At 32.1% G+C, this 21,952-nt stretch carries 22 protein-coding genes and 1 riboswitch; of the genes, 5 read left to right on the top strand and 17 right to left on the bottom strand.

Features of this window, described 5'->3' with window-relative positions; genetic code table 11:
* Positions 1-6: 6 nt before the first annotated feature.
* The 8 genes from HMPREF0391_RS04590 to HMPREF0391_RS04625 form a co-directional block, all read right to left on the bottom strand.
* Positions 7-504: a CRISPR-associated protein Cas4 gene (locus HMPREF0391_RS04590; protein WP_002835739.1), complete on the bottom strand. Its 498-nt coding sequence runs from the start codon at positions 502-504 to the stop codon at positions 7-9.
* Positions 501-2,828, bottom strand: coding sequence for a CRISPR-associated helicase/endonuclease Cas3 (locus tag HMPREF0391_RS04595; RefSeq protein WP_002835740.1), 2,328 nt, complete (start codon positions 2,826-2,828; stop codon positions 501-503). Before HMPREF0391_RS04595 ends, HMPREF0391_RS04590 begins: the two co-directional genes overlap by 4 nt.
* Positions 2,829-2,836: 8 nt before the next feature.
* Positions 2,837-3,922: a CRISPR-associated protein Cas5 gene (gene cas5 / locus HMPREF0391_RS04600; RefSeq protein WP_002835742.1), complete on the bottom strand. Its 1,086-nt coding sequence runs from the start codon at positions 3,920-3,922 to the stop codon at positions 2,837-2,839.
* Positions 3,903-4,796, bottom strand: coding sequence for a type I-B CRISPR-associated protein Cas7/Cst2/DevR (gene cas7i, locus HMPREF0391_RS04605; RefSeq protein ID WP_002835743.1), 894 nt, complete (start codon positions 4,794-4,796; stop codon positions 3,903-3,905). The genes cas5 and cas7i overlap by 20 nt, the downstream gene beginning before the upstream one ends.
* 1 nt (position 4,797) lies before the next feature.
* Complete coding sequence (gene cas8a1 / locus HMPREF0391_RS04610; protein WP_002835744.1) at positions 4,798-6,276, bottom strand: type I CRISPR-associated protein Cas8a1/Csx8; 1,479 nt, start codon at positions 6,274-6,276, stop codon at positions 4,798-4,800.
* 15 nt (positions 6,277-6,291) lie between these two features.
* Positions 6,292-7,014, bottom strand: coding sequence for a CRISPR-associated endoribonuclease Cas6 (gene cas6, locus HMPREF0391_RS04615; protein ID WP_002835745.1), 723 nt, complete (start codon positions 7,012-7,014; stop codon positions 6,292-6,294).
* Between the two features lie 212 nt (positions 7,015-7,226).
* Positions 7,227-8,837 carry a hypothetical protein gene (locus HMPREF0391_RS04620; RefSeq protein ID WP_002835746.1) on the bottom strand — a complete coding sequence of 537 codons (1,611 nt, stop codon included), beginning with the start codon at positions 8,835-8,837 and terminating at the stop codon, positions 7,227-7,229.
* Complete coding sequence (locus tag HMPREF0391_RS04625) at positions 8,830-9,531, bottom strand: ATP-binding cassette domain-containing protein (RefSeq protein WP_002835747.1); 702 nt, start codon at positions 9,529-9,531, stop codon at positions 8,830-8,832. The genes HMPREF0391_RS04620 and HMPREF0391_RS04625 overlap by 8 nt, the downstream gene beginning before the upstream one ends.
* An 87-nt stretch (positions 9,532-9,618) precedes the next feature.
* Between HMPREF0391_RS04625 and HMPREF0391_RS04630 the strand changes: the two genes are divergently transcribed.
* The gene (locus HMPREF0391_RS04630) at positions 9,619-10,182 is read left to right on the top strand and encodes a CD3072 family TudS-related putative desulfidase (protein WP_002835748.1); all 564 of its coding nucleotides are present in this window, start codon (positions 9,619-9,621) and stop codon (positions 10,180-10,182) included.
* A gap of 21 nt (positions 10,183-10,203) precedes the next feature.
* On the opposite strand, the gene HMPREF0391_RS04635 is transcribed toward HMPREF0391_RS04630, so the two are convergent.
* Positions 10,204-10,743 (bottom strand): CD3073 family putative ECF transporter S component, encoded by a 540-nt coding sequence (locus HMPREF0391_RS04635; protein WP_002835749.1) that lies wholly within the window; start codon positions 10,741-10,743, stop codon positions 10,204-10,206.
* A gap of 159 nt (positions 10,744-10,902) precedes the next feature.
* Between HMPREF0391_RS04635 and HMPREF0391_RS04640 the strand changes: the two genes are divergently transcribed.
* Together HMPREF0391_RS04640 and HMPREF0391_RS09425 are read left to right on the top strand one after the other, a co-directional pair.
* Positions 10,903-12,000: a cell wall-binding repeat-containing protein gene (locus tag HMPREF0391_RS04640; protein ID WP_002835750.1), complete on the top strand. Its 1,098-nt coding sequence runs from the start codon at positions 10,903-10,905 to the stop codon at positions 11,998-12,000.
* A 189-nt stretch (positions 12,001-12,189) separates the two neighbouring features.
* The gene (locus tag HMPREF0391_RS09425) at positions 12,190-12,354 is read left to right on the top strand and encodes a hypothetical protein (RefSeq protein WP_002835751.1); all 165 of its coding nucleotides are present in this window, start codon (positions 12,190-12,192) and stop codon (positions 12,352-12,354) included.
* A 74-nt stretch (positions 12,355-12,428) separates the two neighbouring features.
* On the opposite strand, the gene HMPREF0391_RS04645 is transcribed toward HMPREF0391_RS09425, so the two are convergent.
* From HMPREF0391_RS04645 to HMPREF0391_RS04655, 3 genes are read right to left on the bottom strand one after another with little or no spacing between them, the layout of a single operon-like run.
* Positions 12,429-12,959: a hypothetical protein gene (locus HMPREF0391_RS04645; protein ID WP_002835752.1), complete on the bottom strand. Its 531-nt coding sequence runs from the start codon at positions 12,957-12,959 to the stop codon at positions 12,429-12,431.
* Positions 12,959-13,261 (bottom strand): MTH1187 family thiamine-binding protein, encoded by a 303-nt coding sequence (locus tag HMPREF0391_RS04650; protein ID WP_002835754.1) that lies wholly within the window; start codon positions 13,259-13,261, stop codon positions 12,959-12,961. Before HMPREF0391_RS04650 ends, HMPREF0391_RS04645 begins: the two co-directional genes overlap by 1 nt.
* A gap of 20 nt (positions 13,262-13,281) precedes the next feature.
* Positions 13,282-14,151, bottom strand: a complete 870-nt coding sequence (locus tag HMPREF0391_RS04655; protein ID WP_002835755.1) for a D-alanyl-D-alanine carboxypeptidase family protein — start codon at positions 14,149-14,151, stop codon at positions 13,282-13,284.
* Positions 14,152-14,310: 159 nt separating this feature from the next.
* Here HMPREF0391_RS04655 and HMPREF0391_RS04660 point away from each other — a divergent pair, with 159 nt between their 5' ends.
* The gene (locus tag HMPREF0391_RS04660) at positions 14,311-14,700 is read left to right on the top strand and encodes a hypothetical protein (protein WP_002835756.1); all 390 of its coding nucleotides are present in this window, start codon (positions 14,311-14,313) and stop codon (positions 14,698-14,700) included.
* Positions 14,701-14,743: 43 nt separating this feature from the next.
* Here HMPREF0391_RS04660 and HMPREF0391_RS04665 read toward each other — a convergent pair whose 3' ends face one another.
* The 4 genes from HMPREF0391_RS04665 to pflB form a co-directional block, all read right to left on the bottom strand.
* The gene (locus HMPREF0391_RS04665; RefSeq protein ID WP_002835757.1) at positions 14,744-15,913 is read right to left on the bottom strand and encodes a cation:proton antiporter; all 1,170 of its coding nucleotides are present in this window, start codon (positions 15,911-15,913) and stop codon (positions 14,744-14,746) included.
* 41 nt (positions 15,914-15,954) lie between these two features.
* Positions 15,955-16,029, bottom strand: a riboswitch (Fluoride riboswitch).
* A complete protein-coding gene (locus tag HMPREF0391_RS04670; RefSeq protein ID WP_002835758.1) occupies positions 16,026-16,442 on the bottom strand; it encodes a hypothetical protein in 417 nt (138 codons plus the stop codon). It overlaps the preceding riboswitch by 4 nt.
* 73 nt (positions 16,443-16,515) lie before the next feature.
* Positions 16,516-18,021, bottom strand: a complete 1,506-nt coding sequence (pflA, locus tag HMPREF0391_RS04675) for a pyruvate formate-lyase-activating protein (protein WP_002835759.1) — start codon at positions 18,019-18,021, stop codon at positions 16,516-16,518.
* A 54-nt stretch (positions 18,022-18,075) separates the two neighbouring features.
* Positions 18,076-20,352: a formate C-acetyltransferase gene (gene pflB / locus HMPREF0391_RS04680; protein ID WP_002835760.1), complete on the bottom strand. Its 2,277-nt coding sequence runs from the start codon at positions 20,350-20,352 to the stop codon at positions 18,076-18,078.
* A 171-nt stretch (positions 20,353-20,523) separates the two neighbouring features.
* Between pflB and HMPREF0391_RS04685 the strand changes: the two genes are divergently transcribed.
* Positions 20,524-21,036, top strand: coding sequence for a hypothetical protein (locus HMPREF0391_RS04685; protein ID WP_002835761.1), 513 nt, complete (start codon positions 20,524-20,526; stop codon positions 21,034-21,036).
* Between the two features lie 14 nt (positions 21,037-21,050).
* Here HMPREF0391_RS04685 and HMPREF0391_RS04690 read toward each other — a convergent pair whose 3' ends face one another.
* Positions 21,051-21,911, bottom strand: a complete 861-nt coding sequence (locus HMPREF0391_RS04690) for a neutral zinc metallopeptidase (RefSeq protein ID WP_002835762.1) — start codon at positions 21,909-21,911, stop codon at positions 21,051-21,053.
* Positions 21,912-21,952 lie beyond the last annotated feature (41 nt).

The following is a 21,952-nucleotide window of genomic DNA, read 5'->3' on the forward strand; positions in this document are numbered from 1 at the left end:
AATCTCCTATATTTTGCACAAATCTTCAAATGCACAACTCTTACAAATATTCTTAACTTCAAATTCAGGCGGAAATTCACACGAAACTATCCTTTTTATTTCCTCGATAGATTTATCTAAAATAAGTTCATCTTCTTCGGATAATTCAACTTTCACCGTTTTCTTCAAAAGAGGATAATCTATTTTCGCATTCAAATTATCGATATTACGTTTTTTCAAATAATACAAATAATATTTGACTTGCCAAATCGAAGCCTTCTCAATCTTTCTACTTTTCTTAATCTCGTGAATAGTATTTGAATTCTCGATAAAATCCAAGTTAATCTCGTTATTAATCATAATGTGTTTTCTGTTTTTTATATAAGAAGATTCATCTACAAATTTACCAACAGAAACATTCTCGTTCTCCGATTCCATAGATATGTTTTGGCAAGAATACCACAACTTCCTTTTGCAAACAAAATAGTAGTAAATCATGAGCCCAGTAACCTTATCTTCTGTCATATAAATATTCCTCCTGAATTAGGTTGTAAATCAAATTTATCAACTAACTCATCGTTCAAGAGTCCATACTCATTGTCGTAAAATTTTTCTGTAATATATATTTTTTCATTTGCGGCTGTGAAGAAGTTTTTGGGATTAATATCCGAAATATTTACATTTAGTGTCTTGTCTGATAGTTTGTCTTGTAATTTTATTAGTTTCAGTTTTTCAGCATTTTTTTGTTCACCATCAAGTGCTATCATATCTCTATAACAATTGTTTATTTGTTCAATAAGTTTGGCAATATCGCCACTATTATAAATATTAATCGGCATCGCTCTGAATGAAACTATATTTCTAAATTCTTTTTTCACATCACTTAATTCCATTTTCCCAGGACTTAAGCTTTGTATCTTATTAAAAACTTGATTAAACTTTTTGATGTAATCACTATTTCTAAGCTTTTCAGTTGTAAAATATTGATTTATCATATTCATTTTTTCTTCTTCAGTGATAATTCCATCGCCTTTTTCTTTCAAAGCAGTTTTGCTTAAATCATGCAAAGTTTGATCGATAAATCCATAGGAGTTATACGCTGAAGAAATTTGCTTCTCTGAAATTTCTGTAAACACGTATATGTTTGGTATGTCTGATTCTAAAGTTCTTTTTCTGTACACTCGTCCAAGTCTTTGAAACAATCCTAGTAATTCTGATAATTCTGTAAACATTATATCGAAATCAATGTCTAAGCTAGCTTCTACAATTTGCGTTGATATCCATACTTTTATTTTATCGTTAACATTTTTAGGATTTCCGTCTTTTAAAATTTCAACCTCTTTTTGTTTTCTGTCTTCTACAGTAAATTTTGAATGCAATAAATTTACTTCATATTTTGAACAATCCAAATTATTATTCAATTGATTGTACAGTTCTTGTGCTGACTTTATTGTATTTCTAACAATCAAGCATGTTCTTATATTCTCGCGTTTATTCAATATTTCTTCAACATATTCACTATCTAATTCTTTTTCGACAATCTTCATGCTATGTCTTTTATTTTCAGACAAAAAACAGTGGTACTTACATTCAAAATCTTTGAATTTATATTCGCTTGTGATACTTGATTTTTTTGTCAAAAGATCTTTTACAAATGGTGCTAATGTCGCTGTAAATATAGCAATTTTCCCGCCTAAATCATTTATCAATCTTATTGCATATATTGTATATGCCAAGATATCTGGACTATACGCTTGAATTTCATCGATTATTATTCTAGAATAGCTAAATGTAGCCATTTTAAACTCATATCCATTGTATTTAAATACTGAATCAAATAATTGATCTGGCGTGGCAACAGTTATCGGCATAGCTAATTTTTTTGTATTCTTATAATATTCATAGAATTTTTCATTTTCATTTTTTACGGAAAAATCATTATTCAATTCTTTCAAATAAACGCTGTCCGTTTGTCCATGCAAAACTGCAACTTTCTTATCATAATCATTTTTTACTAGATTTTTTATTCTTTCATACATTGCATTTATCGCAGTTCTCAATGGCAAAACATAAAATATTTTATTATCAGCTCCCCATAGAAGAGAAGCTTCTGTTTTTCCCAATCCAGTAGAACCGACAATGACCAAATTATCATTTCTATTTTCTATACAAAATTGTTGAATATCTCGCCAATTATAATTTAAGCTTTCTAATGAGTTCAGAAGAAAATCATTTTTGATTTCGCATTTCATGTGAGCACTAGCTGCATAGTCGCATTTGTTTAACAAGCCTTTGATAATAATGTATTCATAAGTTTTTTGAATTCGTTTCATTTCATATATGTTCTGAAAATCAAGCGTTTCATCCATCATTTCTTCAATATTTTCTGAATCTAGATGTAAAAATTTATCATTAATTTCAAGTAAGTTTTTTTCAATTAATTCTTCGTTAATTTCAGCATCAAGATAAGTAAAATTCTCAATATAATTATGATGATTTAAAATAGCACATCGTATAAGATTATTTTTACGTCCTGATTTATCGTCTAAGAAAGAATTTACTAAAAATGTTGACAGTATATTATGTCCCACCTCTACATTTTTATCAAATTTATTTTTATTTTTTAACCTTTCTTGAAAAACCGGATTTATCTTGCCCATATCATGATACAAGCAAGATAAATATAGTATTTCTTCGATATCATTGACATTACTATTTAAATATCCTAAGTTTTTCAAAATCTCAAAATTATCCAAAAGCAATTTTGTATGTTCATACAAAGTTTCGTCTGGTTTTGCAAGGTTATTAGAATAAATTTCTTTTATTAAAGCATCTTCAATATCATTCATTTTTATACCTAATTTAAACTCAGGATATATCCTTCATCATCTACAATTCCACCAGACTTTTTTTGAATTGCGATATTAGATGAATATAAGCATGGGATTTTATTGAATACTCTCCTATTATTTTCAATAAGATAATCTTTACTTATATAATATACTGTTCCTTTTGCTTCTCTAGTGTTGTCACCATCCGCAATAAAAAACTTTCCAATATTTCCTTCTTTTGTAACTTCTGATAAATTTGCATAAATTTTATAGTCATTTTCCAAATGAACTCTGCTTTTAGGAGAACATATTTCAGTCTCCTTCGCTTCTATCAATTCAATAAAATCCTCACTTCTTCCAAGGCTTACGAAGTTTTGAATATTTTCTAGAATATCATTGGCAGTATCGTCTTCAGTTCTTATGTGAATTACAAGTTCAACATCGTACAAGACTTCTTGCATTGAAGGTTTTTTCACCAAAGTTTTAAAATGTTTTTGTAAATCATCATATTCTCTTTTGTATTTATCTTTGAATTCAGAATCAATGAGTTTGTATTGTTTTTTTATATCCTCAATCTTATTTTTCAGATCTGCATATTCTTCAGAATTCTTGTCGTACTTTTTTTGCTCAGTTTTAAATTCTTTTTCTTTGTCTTTTAATTCCTTAATCTTAGGTTTTACAACATTTTTATTTTCTTCATCTAGCTCTTTTTTCTTTTTCATTAAATCAACATACTTTGAATAATATTCTTCATCGTCAATTCTAACAGTTTTTCTATTAATGAAGCTATTGCCTTGTGATTTTAATCCTTCTCCAATTTGGATAAAACCTTTAGATAAAAGCTGAGGATTTTTTAGATAAACCAAAAAGTTTCGGTCTTCTTCTCTATTGTTTAGTAAACCAATGTTAGTATAATACTCTCTTTGCATTGAGCCATATTTACCTTGAACTGAAATATCCATTGGTCTATATGATGTGTATCCGCAAGCATTATGCAAAGCTCCAATAATAGTTGAAAATGGAGGTAGTGGATAAGTTGTGTGATTATCCACAGTTTCCTCTCTTGTATAAGATGCTTGAGCTTGTTTTATTTTAATTCGAAGAATTTTCATAATAAGCTTTCACCTCTTCTTTTAAATCCGAAAAGAATGAGCTGATGCTAACAGGATTTAATTTTTCTTCAATTTCTTTTTCATTGTCAAAGTTGTTTCCTTCCAACAATCCTGCCTTATATCCTTCTTTTAGTTTGTTTAATAAATCATCGTTAATTTGTAATTTCTTTTCATCAACGGATACGACATTTTCGAAATAGTGAGTTTTCTTGTCACCAATTCCACCTACGATAAATAATGGTTCTGCGTTGTCCATATTTCCTCTAACTACTAGAGACAAATCCTTGATAGCGTCAAGTATACAATTAACCCTGTTTGTCTTTTCTTTAGAATCTGCTACTGCATCAAAATTCAAGTCTTCTCCAACTTTGTCCAAATCGAATGTAATTGAATATCTTTTCATAGATTTGTCGTATTCGTATTGGTAAGGCATTAATCCAGATTTTTTCGCTTCTTTTTGCAAGTTGATACCTTGTTGTTCTGCGCTCTTTTGTGCTAGATACAGATTATTATGAAATCTTGCTTCATTGATAAAAGGTTCAAACGCTATTGCATCAGTAAGATAAAATGAACTTTTTCTTATTTTAGTTTCTCCTGTTGTATTCATATATCCACCTTCTAATGCTCTACAATTAGAAGCGTTAGTATTTTCATCTACACTTTTTTGCGTTACTCCGGAGTCTACATCTACTTTTAAATCATCATACATTCCACTTTGAACCATTATTGCATTTTTCAAACTTTCTCTGGACCTTATTGCGTAAGATTTACCGTTTCGGTAAACTTTTTGAACACTTCCAATATTTCCAAGTCCTTCTCCATAGTTAGAAGTCATTTTTGCTACAACTGTTAATGTTAATGCTTTATTTTTCATATTATTCTCCTTTATTTTGGTTAGTATTATCCGATGGTTTATTTGATCCGTTGTCTTCAAAATAATTTAGCTTAGACACAAAGTCAAAAGCGATATTTTTGTACAAATCAAAATCCTTAGTAAGTAATGTTAAAAAGTCGAATTGGACTTGTGAATACGATGATAGATTCAACAACACAATAATAAATCTATCTTTATCATTTGCAGTTAAGGCTCCAATCAGTTTACTCCTGTAAGATCCTAATTTATTTTCCATATTTTTCTCTTTTAATTTTCGTTTAACTTCTTCTGCGGTTTCATAAACATTTTTATATGTCATATTGTTATCTCCTCCATCATATAGTTTTCTATATATCAATCTATTTATTCTTATCAATTGTGATATCAAAAATCCATAATCAGATTTTTCTGCCCTTTTGTTATCATTAGATTTAATATTGAATTTGTACCTAAACAAAAATATAATTAATTTATCTAATACTTGTAAGTTCAGTACTGAATTGGTTACGTAGTTCAAAATATTAATATAGTAATCGTCGTTAATTTTGATATTATATTTCAACGCTTTTTGTATATATTGTTTCTCACTGTCTATTTTTGAAATACTTTCAAAAATTCCAATTGCCTCTTTTCTTACAAAAATAGTTTCAAAAAAATCATCATCTTGGTTTTTAAGAATCACTTCAACATCATAATCAATAAAATTTGATGCCTCACTGAAATTGTAAAAAATCTCACTTCTAAAATTTTTGTTCAACTTATATGATAATTTTCCCTTATCTTGATTTTCATGTACAAGCGCATCATTAGAGTTTTTAAGATGTCTAATACTAATGTTGTTATTAATAAAAATGGATTCTCTATCTTGACTAAATGCAAAAGGAATGTAATCAAACTCTATAAAATCATTGTAGTTTCTAGTCTTATCATCAAAAGCAAAACCTATGGATTTAGTTTTCCTTGAAGTATCTACATAATACCCATTCAATCTACACACTTTTCCTTCTTCAGACCTAATCTTATTGGGGTTCGCAAATTTTGCATATCCAAATTTCGCGTTTTTAAAAGTATCCCTAATGATATCTTCCCTGTTTTCGGATATTTTCTCTAATATAGTTTCCTCATCTTCAGCATTTACACCCTTTAACACTTTTTTTATTATAGAATTGCCATTCATTTTTTCTTTGATTATTTTTTTCTGTTCATCTGATTTATCTTTTATTCTAAGTAAATCTTTTAGTACAGTATGATGCAAAGAATCGTGATAAGTCTTTTCAACATAATCAAAGTATTTCTCATCATTTTCCTCACTTACATCTTCGTAATTGTAGTACAGATAAAACCCGTCTTCGCTTAAATCAAACTCAATTTCCTCTTCTTCGAAAAATCTTATCATTCCAACTATTGATGCCGAAAATCTCCAATCAGAAGGGCAAACTCTTCTATTAAATTTTGGATTATTTTCTAAAATTTCTATCACTTTATCACCTCCTACTTAAATAATGTCAAATAAGCCAAATCCTTGAGATTTGTATGATCCAACTCCTGATTTGTAAATATGCTCTAATATTTCAGACTTTGCATTGATTTTTAATACGCATAAGTTACATTGAACGTTGATACCGTAATTTTTTGCAACTGTTTTTTTATTTTTTAAAACTTCTACTTCCAATTCATCTAAGAAATACTTTGATTCTGGAAATTCTTCTTCAAGTTGATATTTTAAATTTCTCACAAATATTTCTTGTCCTTTTGCATCACTTAAATCATAGAACCAATCTTTGTTATCTTCTCTTACATGATCTCTTATAACAATCGGTGATAAAGTTTTAAATATTTCATTTGAATTTTCTATTCTTTTTTCCCTTAATAGTTTGACACTTGTTGTAGTAAGTTCACAATCTTTGTATCGATAAGTACTGTTCGCACTTCCCATCATAGAATTAAAAATTTCTACACCCAATTCCATGTCAACAACAGAAATAGTTAATTTGATTTTTTTGTTTGGAATCGTTATAGTGTTTTCATTAAATATAGCACCTGGCAAATATGACGCCATTGCAAAAGATTTTCTGTTAGTAATACCCTTTCCATACAATTCTTCAAAACACTTTTTATTGTTTTTTGATAAATTGTGCTTAATAAAAGATAAAAACATTCGATTTTTATCTTTAGGGATTTCTTTATCACTTAAAGTTATGTTTACGTCAAATCGCATTTTATTTCGCCTCCTTTTTTCTTATCTTATTCTAAATATAAGCCTTTAATATTTAAATGTCAACTTTTTTTAAATTTATAGTATTTACAATATTATATTTGTAAATATATATCCCTATATTAGTAATATATACTTTGGCATTTACGTTTGATAATCAGTTAAAAATTGCAGTAAAAAAACAAAGTCAATTATTTTGACTTTGTTTTTCGTTTCTAACTTTTCTTCAAATTAAATGTTTTATCTCCCTTAGCCAACACTACGAAATATCCTACAACTGTATAAATGACGCAGATTGCCAAGGCTACTAATCCAATGTTGAAATTCAATTTTATTTGCAAGAATATTATTGCCCAGAAAAGCAACGATTCAACGGTGTTGAGTATGGAGTAGACGATGTTTTTGCTTTCTAATCCTACTGTGAATGGTTGAAGTAGCATGTACATATAGAGTTGTTTGACTGATTGATACAAGTAGATTATGATGACTGCGACTACAGCATTCACTAACAAATTTGTTGTAATTATTTTGGCTGCAAACATCCAGCTTATTACCAATAATAACATCAATCCAAATGTAGGTGCGTTGTCTTTTAAATTTTGTTTTATTCTAAAATTTAGTGTGTCTTTGATGTTTTGTTTATTGGCGTAGGTCATTTGTTTCATCAAATATCTGTCCATATTCAAAAACATAAATCTGTTAAATGATTCTGGGACTGCTATTTGTATTCCGAAATACAACAAGATTATTGGAAATACTGACACTAATATTTTCAATTCACTTGGTTTGGGATTGATTGTGAGTCCTCTTAGTACGATAAATCCGATTATTCCAACAGCTAAGATTATTCCCGAACGAATTAGTATCATTTTTTTGTATTTGTGTTTGAATCTGTAGCGGAATAATTTGTTGATGTATTCAATTCCGTTGTAATTATCGTAAATTCTATCGTTTTGTTGTGCGATTTTTTCGTCGTCGATTTGGTATCCGACTGTGTTGATGTCTTTGAATGTGTTGTCGCGGTCGATTATGGATTTGTTTGTGATTTCAATTCTTGCGATGTCTCTGATTTTGTCAGTTTTTGAAATCAAAACAGCGCCCACAATGTATGCAACAATTCCGAAAATTAGCGCATAAGTCGAGTAAAATATTTCTACGAAGATTTTGGATTTCGTGCCATACAATACCAAAAGTCCCATTCCCAATAGCAAAATCGCCCACATGCAGAAGTAGTTTTCGGTTAAATGTTTTTTGCTTTTTGTAGAGTACACCAAGATGTTGATGTATTTGATTAATTTTCTAAATCCAAGGCAGAACACTGTGATATTCATCGCATGCATTGGATTGATGTCGAATATGGCGAAAAATACCGCAAATATTATTCCTGAGATTGCAAAGCTAATGTCTGACAAATAATCCTGCAAGATTGTGTATTTCTTGGCGTCAAGTTTTAAGGCTTTGATACAAATCGAATCCTCGTTATCAAATGCAACGTAGGTAAATTGCGAAATCACGCTTCCAATTACAGCCGAGATGTAAAACAACGATAATAATATATTTTCTTGGATTGTTCCTTTGAAAATCTTCGCCGCTGCGATAATTGCAACGCCGTAAATTGCCACACAGTACAATATTTTGAAAAATAATGTTTTAACTACAAATGAAATGTAAAAAAAAGCAGAATAGCCGAAGCTCAACACGTCATTTCCGTAAATATCCGCAGGGATTATTTTCTTGAAAATCCCGAGTTCACGAAGCTGATACACTGTCTGATTGAGCTTCATCTTCATGACAAGTTTCAAATAAGTGCTAAGATAATTACTCATCGGACTCATCCTTTAAAATATCGTAAAGTTCCACATCGAACTTCTCATCGTTCTTGTCCAAATCCAATTTTTGCAATTTTTTGTGATGCAACAACACGATTTCTTCGCTCAATTGTTTTGCCAAGTCCAACATGTGTGTCGACAAAACAATGATTCGTCCTTGTGATTTCAATTCCATCAATAATTTTTTGATTTGCGTGCTGATTACAACATCCAAGCTTGTCAATGGCTCGTCTAATAGCAAGACTTTCGGTCTTGATATGAAAAGTGTGATCAAAGAAATTTTGCTTTTCATTCCGTGCGAATAATCTTTGATTAATCTATTTTGATCTTCCTTGGAAAAATCCATCATTTTCATGTAATCTTCCACCGTTTTTATATCGTTTGGAGAATTGATGTCGCGATAAAATTTGATGTATTCATATCCTGTCAGAAATTCCGGCAAGAAATTTTCAGAAAAAAGCATTCCTATATCCTCTTTTTGAAGTTTTTCAGTTGAACCTTCATTGACCAAGTAGAATTCTCCCGAATCAAAATCTATCTCATCGTATAAAACGTTGAACAAAGTTGTTTTTCCGGCTCCATTTCTACCCAAAACAGAAGTGATGACTCCTTCTTTGAATTCGTAATTTACTTCATCCAGTACCAATTTGTCGTCGTATTTTTTAGTCAAATTTTTGATTACTAATTTCATAAACGTCCTCCTGTTTACTAATGTATTAATTATACCATACATTGTAGTGTTTGAAAAATATGCTATAATTATTTTACAGAGGTGCGTATGCAAGAATATAAGAATATAATTTTGGTGTCACATTGTTTGTTGAATGAACTTGCGGTTGTCAAAAACGATGCTGGCAGAAAAGATAATTTGAGTTTAATCAAAAATTTAATGAAAATGAACGTTGGAATTTTCCAACTTCCTTGTCCAGAAAACAGAATGTACGGGCCCAATCGCTGGGGAAGCGTGTATGAACAATTCGACAATAATTTCTACAGAAATACAAGCCGTGAATTATTAAATCCAATTGTCGACGAAATCTCCGATTACATCAAAGACGGCGTAAATTTTTTGGGAGTTATAGGAATTGATGGCTCTCCAAGTTGTGGAATTGGACTTACTTGCAAATCAGAAGAATTCAAAGGAGAAATCTCTGGAATAAAAGACATTGCTCATTGTGTAAATTCCGTAGAAATGACAGATGACAAGGGCGTTTTCATGGAAGAATTGGAAAAATTATTCGAAAACAAAAAAATCGATGCAAAATTTTACGGCTACAACGACGAGAACGTAGATGAAATAACAGAAAAAATCGAACAATCAATAAAAAATAACGCATACTAGATGCGTTATTTTTGTTTTCATTTACAACATAGCTTTGACTCTTTTGTAAAGCAGCGAAACTATGGAGCAAGTTATTATTTTGTCCACTAAATTACTGGCAACTCTTGGTAAAAAAGCTGCTGAGAAAATAGTTTGGCCAGAATTTTTGAGTGCAGTGAAGAATACATCATTGAAATCTCCAGTTATTCCACCGTACACAAATACTGCAATTGGCGTACCGATTAAAGGAGCAACGATAGATAAAATAATTCCTGTTACTACTGCTGTTTTAAGATCGAATTTTCTCTTCTTTGCTATGAATCCTACAATTAAACCTACTGCCAAATTTACCAAAAGAAAAGGTATTTCTCTTGGATCTTTCAAAACTCCCAGGATAACATTAGTCAACGCTCCTGTACAAGCTCCCCAGAAAGGTCCCAAAACCACAGCTGTAAATACGGTTCCGACAGTGTCCATAAACAATAGCGGGATTTTCAATCCACCTACGAAAATTCCTAAAATGATATTGATCGCAATTCCAACTGCTGCAAAAACCATTTTCTTTGTTGAGTTATTTCTCATATTTTCCTCCTTTTGTATTTGTTTAAATTATATCACAAGTATTCTTCGCAATAAATATTTTTAATTCAACTTTTGAATTTCTACAATTTTTCAACACGTGTTATCAAAAAATAAAAGTATGATATAATTGAGATATAGAATAAATAAAGGAGATTTGTTATGAATTTAAAAAAGAAATTATTAGTAGCAGCTCTTGCTACAGCTATGGTTTTCCCTACAGTATCTATGGCTTCAAAATTAAACGTTCAAAGATACTCAGGAAGTAGCCGTGTTGAAACTGCAGTTAACGTTAGTAAGGACCAATTCTCATCAGCAAAGTCAGCTATTTTGGTTAACCAATTAGCATTCCCGGATGCTTTAAGTGCAACAGTTCTAAGCAAAGGAACTATGCCAGTATTATTCTCTGAATCAAATAACATCAGCGCTGATACATTAAACCAATTAAAATCAATGGGTGTTGAAAATGTATTTGTTTTAGGTGGAGAAAAATCAGTATCAAATGCAGTTGTGAATTCTGTAAAATCAGCTACAAATGCAAAAGTAGTTAGAATCAACGGAGCTAACAGATACAAAACAAACGCTCAAACAATCAAAGATAACGTAAAACAAACTTCAGAAGTTGTAATCGCAAGTGGTGAAATCTACGTTGATGCATTATACGGAGTAAGCTATGCAAACAAAGTTAACGCACCAGTTATGTTAGTTGAAAAAAACAACATTCCAGCGGAAACTTTGAAAGTTTTAAAATCATTGAATGTAACTAGAATTACAATCATCGGTGGAGAAAAAACAATAACTCCTAAATTAGAAAAAGAATTATCACAAATAGCTGTAGTAGACAGAATCTCTGGAACAAACAGATATGAAGGCTCATTGAAAGTAGCTAGAGAAGTTTACGGAGACAAACTTCAAACTGCATTAGTAGCTAGTGGAGAAAACTTCGCAGATGCATTGGTAGCTGCACCAGTAAGTCAAAAATTGGACGCTCCAATCTTACTTGCATCAAAAAATTCAATCGAAAGTTCTATCGTTTCTTACTTAAGAGACAACAAAGAATTATCAAATATCAAAGTATTTGGTGGAGTTAACGCTATTGGATCAAAAGTATTCAAAGATTTGGAAAACTCATATTATACTGTAGGTGAAAACGGAGAAAAAGTTATCGATGGTGGTACAATCATCGTAGAAAAAGTTAAAAACAATTCTACTGACAAACCAACTGCAACAACTCCTGTTGAACCTGGAACACAAAAATAATCTATAAAAAATAAAACTGTGTGAAGTCAAATTCACACAGTTTTTTTGATTTAATTTAACCTAAAATTAAAAAATATTTTACATATAAAAAATAAACAATTGATATAATCATATTAGGATAATCTAAACATAAAAATTGTCTTTAAAAAATGTTTTTGTTAAATTTTTTGACTTACGAAATGATTAAAAATGAATAAGAAAATTTTGAGAATTATCGTTGGATTAATATGGTTATTAGTCGCTGTTTTTTCTTACAGAAGAGGTAACAATATCGCAACAATCGTATTGGCATTACTTGGACTTGTATTTATTTTTATGGGACTTAAATCATCTGACACATCTACAAACAAATAAAAAAAGATGCATCATTAATAGAAGCTACAATGATGCAACTTTTTTATTTACATCTATTCTTGCAATAAATTTCATCAGCTGAACAAATTATAAAACACATTTGTAGGTATCAAAAACAGATACGGTGCTGTTATTATTGCCAAAGTCATGGACACTTTTTTTATTTGAGATTCTGACAAATCAGTATTTCTGAACGAAAATTTGCGGTTGAATATATACACCAAATATCCCGCGAACACTACTGCTAAAACCATGACTAAAATGCCCCAAGGTGTTTCGTAATAATCGTTCAATATCGGAATTGAAATATTATCGTAGAACCATTTTGCAATATTATTTCTTGTTCCATTAATCCCGAATGATAAAATCATCAAAACAGCCGTAGCGATTATATCTGCTACAAATCCTAGTGCTACAGTCTTTGCGAGTGATTTTTTGATGACAGACATTGGGTTTTCGATTTTAATTAATTTCAAAGCCAACAAAGTTACTAAGAAATCCACCAAAATATTCAACGGTACAATAGCAACCCAAGTTACTGGGTAAAGCCACACAATCCAGACTGGAAATATCAAATTATACAGTTTTACAGATTTTTTGTTCATTATTTTAACCTTTTATTTACAGAATCCAGCTTTTGCTCAAACGAAGCATCCTTGTCTCTTCTGTCGTCAATTTTAATCACAGAATACACTCTGTCAACGCCTTCGTTAAACACTGACTCTTGCATATCACGAACAGCTTTCAACAATTCGTCGATGTTTCCTTGCATCACAGTTCCCATTGGATTTAATTCAACTTTTATATTTTCTTTATTTCTCACATTATCATAAGCTTTCGCAACGTATTGTGATAAACTTGTAGTTTGTGTTCCAACTGGAACCAATGTTAATTCTAAAATAGCCATTGTAATCTCCTTATAAATTTTTATAAATTCTTCAAAATCTTAATCGTATCTTGGATTTGTCCATCTCCAGGATTTTTAATATCGTCAAAATCAACGCCCATCACAATAATGATGTATTTCTTGCCATTTTTTTCAGACAAAGTTGCCCAACAAAGCCCTGCTTTTTCAGTAGTGCCACTTTTGCCGCCGATAATTTTGAAACCATCTTGATCGTAATCTTTTAATCTTCCAAGAACTGTACTTTCGATTTCAATTCCTTTTGGATGATCCAAAGTTTTCGTGGAAGTGTACTTACCTGTCGTGAAAATCTTGTAAAATTTCTCGTTTTTCAATGAATTTTTCAATAAAAACGCCATGTCTTTTGCGCTCGAATAATGATTATCTTCATCCATTCCCTCAGAATTTTTGAAATGTGTATTATTCAAGCCCATTTTCTTTGCGTTTTCATTCATCAAATCCACAAATTTTTCCTTGGAACCTGCTACATTAATAGCCAAGCTGTCTGCACATTCTCCCGCAGAAGCAAGCATCGTTCCATACAACAAATCCTCAAAAGTAGTGGGCTCGTTACCATAAAAGCCTGCCATTGAAGCGTTTTGTGCGACGAGTTTTTGGTAGCTTTTCTTATCTATCGGAGCTTTTTTATCAAAATCTTCAATTTCTCCTAAAGCTGTATGCACTGTCATCATCTTGGTCAAAGAAGCAGGATACACTTTCTTGTCTGGATTTTTGGAGAAAATTTCCTTCTCATCATCGATTGAGTAAACGTAAATACAATCCGCATTAAAGCTAAGCTTGTCAAATTTATTCGCATTCGCAACTTTGAAAATGAAATACACTCCAATCACAATCAACAGAGTAATCCCTGCTATCTCAAGTTTCTTTCTCATAATTCACCCCGTTTGTTCATTTCAATTATACCACTAATCCTTGCAAATAAATCTCATTTGACAAATCTTAACATTTTTATCTTGACATCATTTTTTATTTTGATATGATTTAAGTAAATAAATGATTTAGTTAATTAATTATATATCGGAGGTGTTTTAATGAAAAAAATAATTATATTCGTAATGATATTCGTATTGATAATTTTCCTATTAATATATTTCTTTCATACAACTAAAAAAGAAGAAAACGTAGTACAATTGGGAATAGAATGTGAAATAACAGACGTTAATACATCTGAAAAAACACTTACAATTATAGGCGCTGAAAGTGGCAGGAAAATTATTCAACAAGAGTCAAAAATAGACTGCAAAGATTTAGAAAAAGATGGCAAGATAGTTGAATTTAATTCTTCAAACGAACCAAACATTATAAAATTTGATGATTTAAAACAATCTGACAGGATTAAAATAAATGTAGATGAAAAAGAACTAAAGAACGATAATAAATTTTTGAAAATAAAACAAATCGAATTGATAAACAAAAACTAGAATAAATTGGCTACAAACGCCAGTTATTCTAGTTTTTAGTTTTTTATCGTGTCAACAATTTCTTATACAAATTATCCACCATTATCGCTCCAAACGGTGCAGTAATCAGGATAGAAATAACAGCTACAGTCAATGCCATATCCCCTACTTTCAATCCCATTGATAGAGGAATTGCACCGATGGCTGCTTGCACTGTCGCTTTTGGAGTGTAGGCTATCATACAGAATAATCTTTCTTTTGGAGTTAATTTTGTTTTCAAGACAGATGCATACACGCCCACCATTCTGATCATCAAAGCACAAATCACCAAAACAACTACCGTGATTCCAGAATTTATCGCGTATTTTACATTCACAGTCGCGCCTACTAATACGAACAAAAATATTTCTGCGCCGACCCACAATTTGTTGTACTTTTCTGATAATCTTTCCGCCAAATCTTCGTAAATCTTCTTCACAACCATGGACATCGCCATTATTGCGATGAGTCCCGAAAATGGAATGGGCGTGATTTTCTCCAATTCTAAAAGCAAGAACGAAATACTCAACACAATCAAAACTTTCACAGTGTCACGCATGTGAAATCTTTTGAAAAATTTCACCAACAAAAATCCTATTCCAGCTCCTACGACACTTCCAATCAAAATAGAAAAAGGAATGGCGATGAATTTGAACACATTGATGTCTCCTGTTTGCGCGAGAGATGTCAAAGATGTAAACACAACGATACAGAAAACATCGTCGCAGCTACTTCCAGCCAAGACAAGTTGTGGGATTTTGTGCTCATCTCCGTATCCTTCTTCAATAAGTCGTATCATTCTTGGAACGACAATTGCAGGAGACACTGCAGCGATTATCGATCCGATTATGAATGCGTCCAACACATCCACCTTCAAAAATATCGGTGCCAAAATTCCCACAGCGCACATTTCAAAAACTGCCGGAACGAAACACATTAACACTGCCGGTCGTCCGATTTTTTTCAAATCATCAATGTCCAGTGACAATCCCGCACGAGTCAAGATTATTACTAGTGCGATTGTTCTAATTTCAGATGAAATATCCAGTATTTTTTTGTCGATAAGATTCATCGCAAATGGTCCAAGAGTTATTCCCACGATTAAAAATGCCAATATCGGTGGCAATTTTATTTTTTTGAAAAATTTTCCTAATAACAAGGACAAAATAATTATAATTGCTATACTTTTTAACATAAAATTTCTCCTTTATATAATAAAAAAGCTGATGAGATCTGTAAAAAACAGAAGTCATCAGCAAATTTTTTGCGTTTTAGTTATTAACAAGGGAGTACTTCATTCCCCACATTTATTTCCATGAAAGTTCAAACTTACCACATGCTTTGTTGTAGTTGAAAACCAAGCGGTATTTCTCAGATTCGTTCAAATAATCAGACGAGTATCCATTCATCTTGTTCAATTCGAACACTGTGTTTCCCAATGAATCTATGAGGCTCACTGTAACGTTGCCGCTATCCAATTCATTGTCCAAATTAAAATCGTAAAATCCACTTTTTTTGACTTTGAATACTTTTGTAGCTTTTCCGCTAGTTTTTTTCAAACTTGCGTGGATATTGTCCTCCAAAATTCCTTGTGTTTGATAAAACCACAAGGCAGACATGCTCCTAAAATATCCAATTCCATTCATATACATAAAGTATACCACTGCAACAATTGCAATTACCAAAAAAATAATTAATGAGCTCGGCTCACCGGGTAAATCCATAATAATAAATCCTCCATATATTTCAAAATTTTCTGATAATAATATACCACAACGAAAAATTTTTTACAATAAACTACAACACCAATTCTTCTAATATTTTGACATTTTTTATCACAATAACCTTGGTTCCAATCAAATCGATGTATCCAAGCTTTTTGAATTCTCCTAATTTTCTAGTAATAGTTTCTCTTGTAAGCCCAGAATAATTTCCAAGTTCTTCCCTATTCATCGCAAGGTCTAGTCTTATTCCATCCTTAGTTTCCACGCCCATTGTGTCTTTTAATCGTAATAAAAGCGCCGCAGTTTTCATAGTTGCATTGCTAGTGGATAATCTTTGCACCAAATCTTCTGCAAGTCTAATTCTTTCGAAACTTTTTTTCAAAATTTTAGTGAGAGCAAGTGGCGAATTTATCAAATATTTATTGAAAATATCCCTAGGAATCATAATAACTTCACAGTCTGTCAATGCTTGACCCATGTAGATGTATTCCACATCTTCCAAAATATTATGTCCACCCACAAAATCATTTTCGTGATACAAATACAAAATTTGTTCTCTTCCATCAATCGTATTGTGAAAAACTTTTATCGTACCTTTGTGGATTACATACATGTTTTCGGCAGAATCTCCTGGTTTAAAGATGTAATCTTCTGCTTTTAGTTTCAGAAACTTCATTTTTTCAATTGCCTCATCGTAATCGACATTGTCAATTCCTTTAAAAAGCTCCACATCTTTTATAGCTTCTAACAAGTATTTTTTATCATCTTCCATATCAAATTGCTCCTCTGTTATTTTCTTAGCTTGAAAATTCAAAGCCTCATCACGTCTGCTGTCGCTTACGGTCTTCGCAAATTGTTCATTAACGTATTTTTCAAATTTTTCGGCAGTTTTTTTATCCATTGCTTCGACATTTTCAAGGAAGTATTTTCTACCCAAATTTTCGTATTTGTATACTCCACCTAAATGATATGGTAAAATTTCAATTCTTTCAACCATATTTTTTATTTTATCTAAAGATTCTACAAACTTATCCATTTCTTCGTAGTTATCAGTAAATCCAGGAACCATGACATGTCTAGCCCAAATATTTCCGCAAAATCCATTGGATTCTAAATCATTTACAAATTCTAGGAAATTTTTGTCTTCCATAAATGTAATTTGTTTGTACAATTTGGAGTCGAAAGCTTTGAAATCAAGTAGCATTGTGTCGATATAAGGAAGAATTTCTGAATAGTATTTTTTATCGCCAACACCTGATGTATCCAAGCAAGTGTTAAAGCCTTCTTGTTTGAGCCTTTTCACCAATTCTTTTAAGAATTCTCCCTGCAACAGAGGTTCTCCTCCAGAAATCGTGACTCCACCTTCTTGTCCATGATACGGCTTGTATCTTTTCGCTATTTTTATAATTTCATCTACAGCGTATTCTTTTCCACCATGTATGTTTTGAGAATCAGGATTGTGACAGTAAACGCATTTCAATGGACAACCTTGCAAGAAAAATATAGTTCTGTTTCCCGGTCCATCGACAAGTCCCATAGTTTCTATAGAATGCACGTAACCTTTTATTTCATTGTCCATAATTTTCTCCCATCGTCAAAAAGGGCATACAAATATGCCCTTAATAAAATTTATTTATACAAACTCATGGAATGTTCTGTTGATTACATCTAGTTGATGTTCACGGTCCAATTGGTTAAATCTTACAGCATATCCCGAAACTCTTATAGTTAAGTTTGGATATTTTTCTGGATTTTCCATCGCGTCTTCCAACAATTCACGATCCATTACGTTAACGTTCAAATGGAAAGCGTCTTGGTTGAAATATCCATTCATGATGTTTGTCAAGTTTGTTATTCTTTCTTCTTCGTTTTTGCCAAGCGCATTTGGAATGATTGAGAAAGTATTTGAAATACCGTCTTGATTTACGTTTTTGTAAGGCATTTTTGCTACGGAGTTCAATGAAGCAAGTGCTCCTGATTTGTCTGCGCCATTCATTGGGTTTGCTCCTGGTGCAAATGGTTCGCCTTTTTTACGTCCGTCTGGTGTGCTTCCAGTTTTCTTACCGTAAGTTACATTTGATGTGATTGTCAACAAACTCAAAGTGTGTTCTGCATTTCTGTAAGCTTTTGTTTTTCTCAAAGATTCTATGAAGTATTTGCTTATAGCTATTGCCAAATCATCTGCTCTGTCATCGTCATTTCCGTATCTTGGGAAATCTCCTTCAACTTCAAAATCAACAGCCAATCCGTTTTCATCTCTGATTGGTTTTACTTTAGCGTATTTTATTGCTGACAATGAATCTGCTGCAATGGCAATTCCTGCGATACCAAAAGCGATGAATCTGTGAACTTCTGGATCGTGAAGAGCCATTTGTCCTTTTTCATAAGCGTATTTGTCGTGCATGAAGTGAATTGTGTTCATTGTATTCACATAAACTTTCGCAAGTTTATCGATTACTTTTTTGTAATTTTCAAGAACTTTATCGTAATCCAAAATTTCTGAATCGTCTTTTTCAATTCCATCTATAACAGTTACGATATCGCCTGTTTTCTTGTCTCTGTAAACTTCGTCTACACCACCGTTGATTGAATACAAAAGTGCTTTTGCAAGGTTTGCTCTCGCTCCGAAATATTGCATTTGTTTTCCAACTTGCATTGCAGATACACAACATGCTATTGCGTAGTCGTCGCCGTAAACATCACGCATTACATCGTCGTTTTCGTATTGAATGGATGCTGTTTTGATACTCATCATTGAACAGAAATCCTTGAAAGCGCGTGGCAAATTATCTGACCACAAAACTGTCATGTTTGGTTCTGGTGATGTGTCGATGTTGATTAAAGTGTGCAAAAATCTGAATGAAGTTTTCGTAACCAAAGTTCTTCCGTCAACGCCCATTCCACCGATTGATTCTGTAACCCAAGTAGGATCTCCAGCGAATAATTCATCGTATTCAGGAGTACGAAGATGTCTAACCATTCTAAGTTTGATAACTAATTGATCCACTAATTCTTGTGCGTGGTCTTCATCCAAAATCCCCTTGTCCATATCTCTTTTGATATAAATATCTAAGAACGCTGTGTTTCTTCCGATTGACATCGCAGCTCCGTTGTTTTCTTTTACAGCTGCCAAATATCCAAAATACAACCATTGAACAGCTTCAGTCGCATTCATCGCTGGTCTTGATATATCAAATCCATAACTCATCGCCATGTCTTTTATTTCATCGAAAGCTCTGATTTGTTCAGAAAATTCTTCACGTCTACGAATGATTTCTTCAGTAGCATCTCCTGTCAAGTTTTCCTTGTCTCTGATTCTCATAGCTTTCAAATAATCGATACCGTACAAAGCAATTCTTCTGTAATCGCCGATAATTCTACCTCTTCCGTACGCATCAGGAAGTCCTGTCAACAAACCAACTGATCTGAAAGTTCTCATTTCTTTTGTATAAGCGTCAAATGTTCCTTGGTTGTGTGTTTTTCTGTATTCATTGAATTTTTCTTTTATAACTGGATCCATTTCCAAATCATAAGCCTTCAAAGAATTTTCAACCATTCTGAAACCACCATATGGATTCATAATTCTTTTCATAGGTTCATCTGTTTGTAATCCAAAAACAACTTCATTGTCCTTGTCGATATATCCTGCATCGAAATTATTAATTCCGCTGAATCTTTCAAGGTCAACCTTGATTTTCTTAGATTTTACTTCTTCAGCGATCATATCGTTTACTTCGTTCCACAAAGTTTTAGTTTTTTGTGTTGGACCTACTAGGAAAGAATCGTCTCCTTCGTATGGAGTGTAGTTTTGTTGAATAAAATCTCTCACATTGATTTCATCTGCCCAGTCTCCATCATTGAAACCTTCCCAAGCTTTTTTGAATTGTTCATTATCGAATAAATTGCTCATACATATCTCCTTTTCTTATTCTTAACGTTATATTAAGTATATGTTAAGGCAATTTTAAATACTGTGATTATAATCACTCCGTGATAATTTTTATCATAGAAATCTTACAATATTTCAATATTGCTTGTAAATAAGTAAAAAATAGGATATATTTTAAATACGGAGGGTTTTATGAGAATAAAAATATCTAACAGTAAACTAATAATTCTTGCAATTCTAACATTTGTGATAGAAACCATCGCCGTTGTTGCGACGCAAAATCTCACAGGAATTAATAGAATTTTCATTATAATTTCATTTACTTTAATCACAACGTTCGCACTTTTTCTAAGTTATATCTTGATTCAAGTGCTTCACAATATGATAATGGACAGAAAAATTGCCAGTGAAATCAGAAAATACATGCTTGATTACGAACAAAATGGAAATTTGGACAAATTATTTCAAAATTTCAAAAAGATAAAAGATAAACCAAAAACAGATTATGCAAAAAGCTTGTATTATTTTAACTTGGCGATAGCTTATGTGGAAGATCACCAATTCCAAAAAGCGCGTGAAGTTTTGCAAAAATCCACTTTACAAAAATACAACCAATCATTTAATCAGATTTTCAAAATGCTTTTATCCGATATCGACAAGCACGAAAAAGAATACAACGAATCTAAAAAAACGCCAGAAAATTAATTCTGGCGTTTCGTTTATTGAATTCTAAGTCCCATTTCACCGAATGAATCTGCGTGTTCAAAATCGTGGTATTTGAATCCTCGTTGGAACCATTCGTTTCTAAGTTCGGATGAACCGTGTGTGAATTTTTCCGGTTGGACGTATCCTTGTCCCATTTTTTGAATGTGATCATCGCCGACACTTTGGACTGCACTTATCGCTTCCTCAATGTCTCCTTCTTCCAAATATCCTTTTTCTTTAATATAATAACTAAACACTCCTGCAAAATAATCTGCTTGTGTTTCCAGTGCTACGGAATATTTATTGGCGTCTTTTTCGTCCAATCTACGTTGAATATTGTGAACTCTATCCAAAATTCCTAGCTCTTTTTGGACGTGGTGGCCAACTTCGTGCGCCAACACATATGCCATCGCATAATCTCCACCGTCAGCTCCAAGTTTTTGAGTCAACATATTGTAAAAAGTTACATCCATGTAGACTGTCTGATCCAACGAACAATAAAACGGTCCAACGTTTTTGTCAGCATTTCCGCAACCCGTAGACACTGCTCCTTCAAAGAAATGAAGTTTCGGTTCGTTGTATGTTCTATTTATTTCAGAAAATTTTTCGTGCCACACATCTTCTGTGTCTTTCAACACAACGCTTAGCATCTTTTCGGCTTGTTCAACTTCCTTGCTACTTGCTTTTTCAGATTTATTTACTTGTTGTTCCTGCTGTGTTCTGTTTTGTTCATTTATAATATCTCTTGGATTTCCTCCAAACAAAGAATACACAATCACAAGCAAAAGCAGTCCGACGCCACCGATTTTAACCGGTCCGCCACCGGATGAACCTCTGCTTACATTTGAACTTCCTTCTCTACCTTGCCATTTCATATTTTGCCCCCAATATATTAATTTTCCGTTAAATTATTTAT

The organism is Finegoldia magna ATCC 53516, from assembly GCF_000159695.1.
Taxonomy (GTDB): domain Bacteria; phylum Bacillota; class Clostridia; order Tissierellales; family Peptoniphilaceae; genus Finegoldia; species Finegoldia magna_F.

Bases quoted from the DNA above. Each gene is read 5' to 3' on its own strand.
- HMPREF0391_RS04640 (WP_002835750.1), top strand. From the start codon at position 10,903: ATGAATTTAAAAAAGAAATTATTAGTAGCAGCTCTTGCTACAGCTATG.
- pflB (WP_002835760.1), bottom strand. From the start codon at position 20,352: ATGAGCAATTTATTCGATAATGAACAATTCAAAAAAGCTTGGGAAGGT.
- HMPREF0391_RS04645 (WP_002835752.1), bottom strand. From the start codon at position 12,959: ATGAACAAAAAATCTGTAAAACTGTATAATTTGATATTTCCAGTCTGG.
- HMPREF0391_RS04595 (WP_002835740.1), bottom strand. From the start codon at position 2,828: ATGAATGATATTGAAGATGCTTTAATAAAAGAAATTTATTCTAATAAC.
- HMPREF0391_RS09425 (WP_002835751.1), top strand. From the start codon at position 12,190: ATGAATAAGAAAATTTTGAGAATTATCGTTGGATTAATATGGTTATTA.
- HMPREF0391_RS04665 (WP_002835757.1), bottom strand. From the start codon at position 15,913: ATGTTAAAAAGTATAGCAATTATAATTATTTTGTCCTTGTTATTAGGA.
- HMPREF0391_RS04635 (WP_002835749.1), bottom strand. From the start codon at position 10,743: ATGAGAAATAACTCAACAAAGAAAATGGTTTTTGCAGCAGTTGGAATT.
- HMPREF0391_RS04590 (WP_002835739.1), bottom strand. From the start codon at position 504: ATGACAGAAGATAAGGTTACTGGGCTCATGATTTACTACTATTTTGTT.
- cas6 (WP_002835745.1), bottom strand. From the start codon at position 7,014: ATGCGATTTGACGTAAACATAACTTTAAGTGATAAAGAAATCCCTAAA.
- HMPREF0391_RS04625 (WP_002835747.1), bottom strand. From the start codon at position 9,531: ATGAAATTAGTAATCAAAAATTTGACTAAAAAATACGACGACAAATTG.
- HMPREF0391_RS04685 (WP_002835761.1), top strand. From the start codon at position 20,524: ATGAGAATAAAAATATCTAACAGTAAACTAATAATTCTTGCAATTCTA.
- HMPREF0391_RS04630 (WP_002835748.1), top strand. From the start codon at position 9,619: ATGCAAGAATATAAGAATATAATTTTGGTGTCACATTGTTTGTTGAAT.
- HMPREF0391_RS04620 (WP_002835746.1), bottom strand. From the start codon at position 8,837: ATGAGTAATTATCTTAGCACTTATTTGAAACTTGTCATGAAGATGAAG.
- cas7i (WP_002835743.1), bottom strand. From the start codon at position 4,796: ATGAAAAATAAAGCATTAACATTAACAGTTGTAGCAAAAATGACTTCT.
- HMPREF0391_RS04660 (WP_002835756.1), top strand. From the start codon at position 14,311: ATGAAAAAAATAATTATATTCGTAATGATATTCGTATTGATAATTTTC.
- HMPREF0391_RS04670 (WP_002835758.1), bottom strand. From the start codon at position 16,442: ATGGATTTACCCGGTGAGCCGAGCTCATTAATTATTTTTTTGGTAATT.
- pflA (WP_002835759.1), bottom strand. From the start codon at position 18,021: ATGGACAATGAAATAAAAGGTTACGTGCATTCTATAGAAACTATGGGA.
- HMPREF0391_RS04690 (WP_002835762.1), bottom strand. From the start codon at position 21,911: ATGAAATGGCAAGGTAGAGAAGGAAGTTCAAATGTAAGCAGAGGTTCA.
- cas5 (WP_002835742.1), bottom strand. From the start codon at position 3,922: ATGAAAATTCTTCGAATTAAAATAAAACAAGCTCAAGCATCTTATACA.
- HMPREF0391_RS04655 (WP_002835755.1), bottom strand. From the start codon at position 14,151: ATGAGAAAGAAACTTGAGATAGCAGGGATTACTCTGTTGATTGTGATT.
- HMPREF0391_RS04650 (WP_002835754.1), bottom strand. From the start codon at position 13,261: ATGGCTATTTTAGAATTAACATTGGTTCCAGTTGGAACACAAACTACA.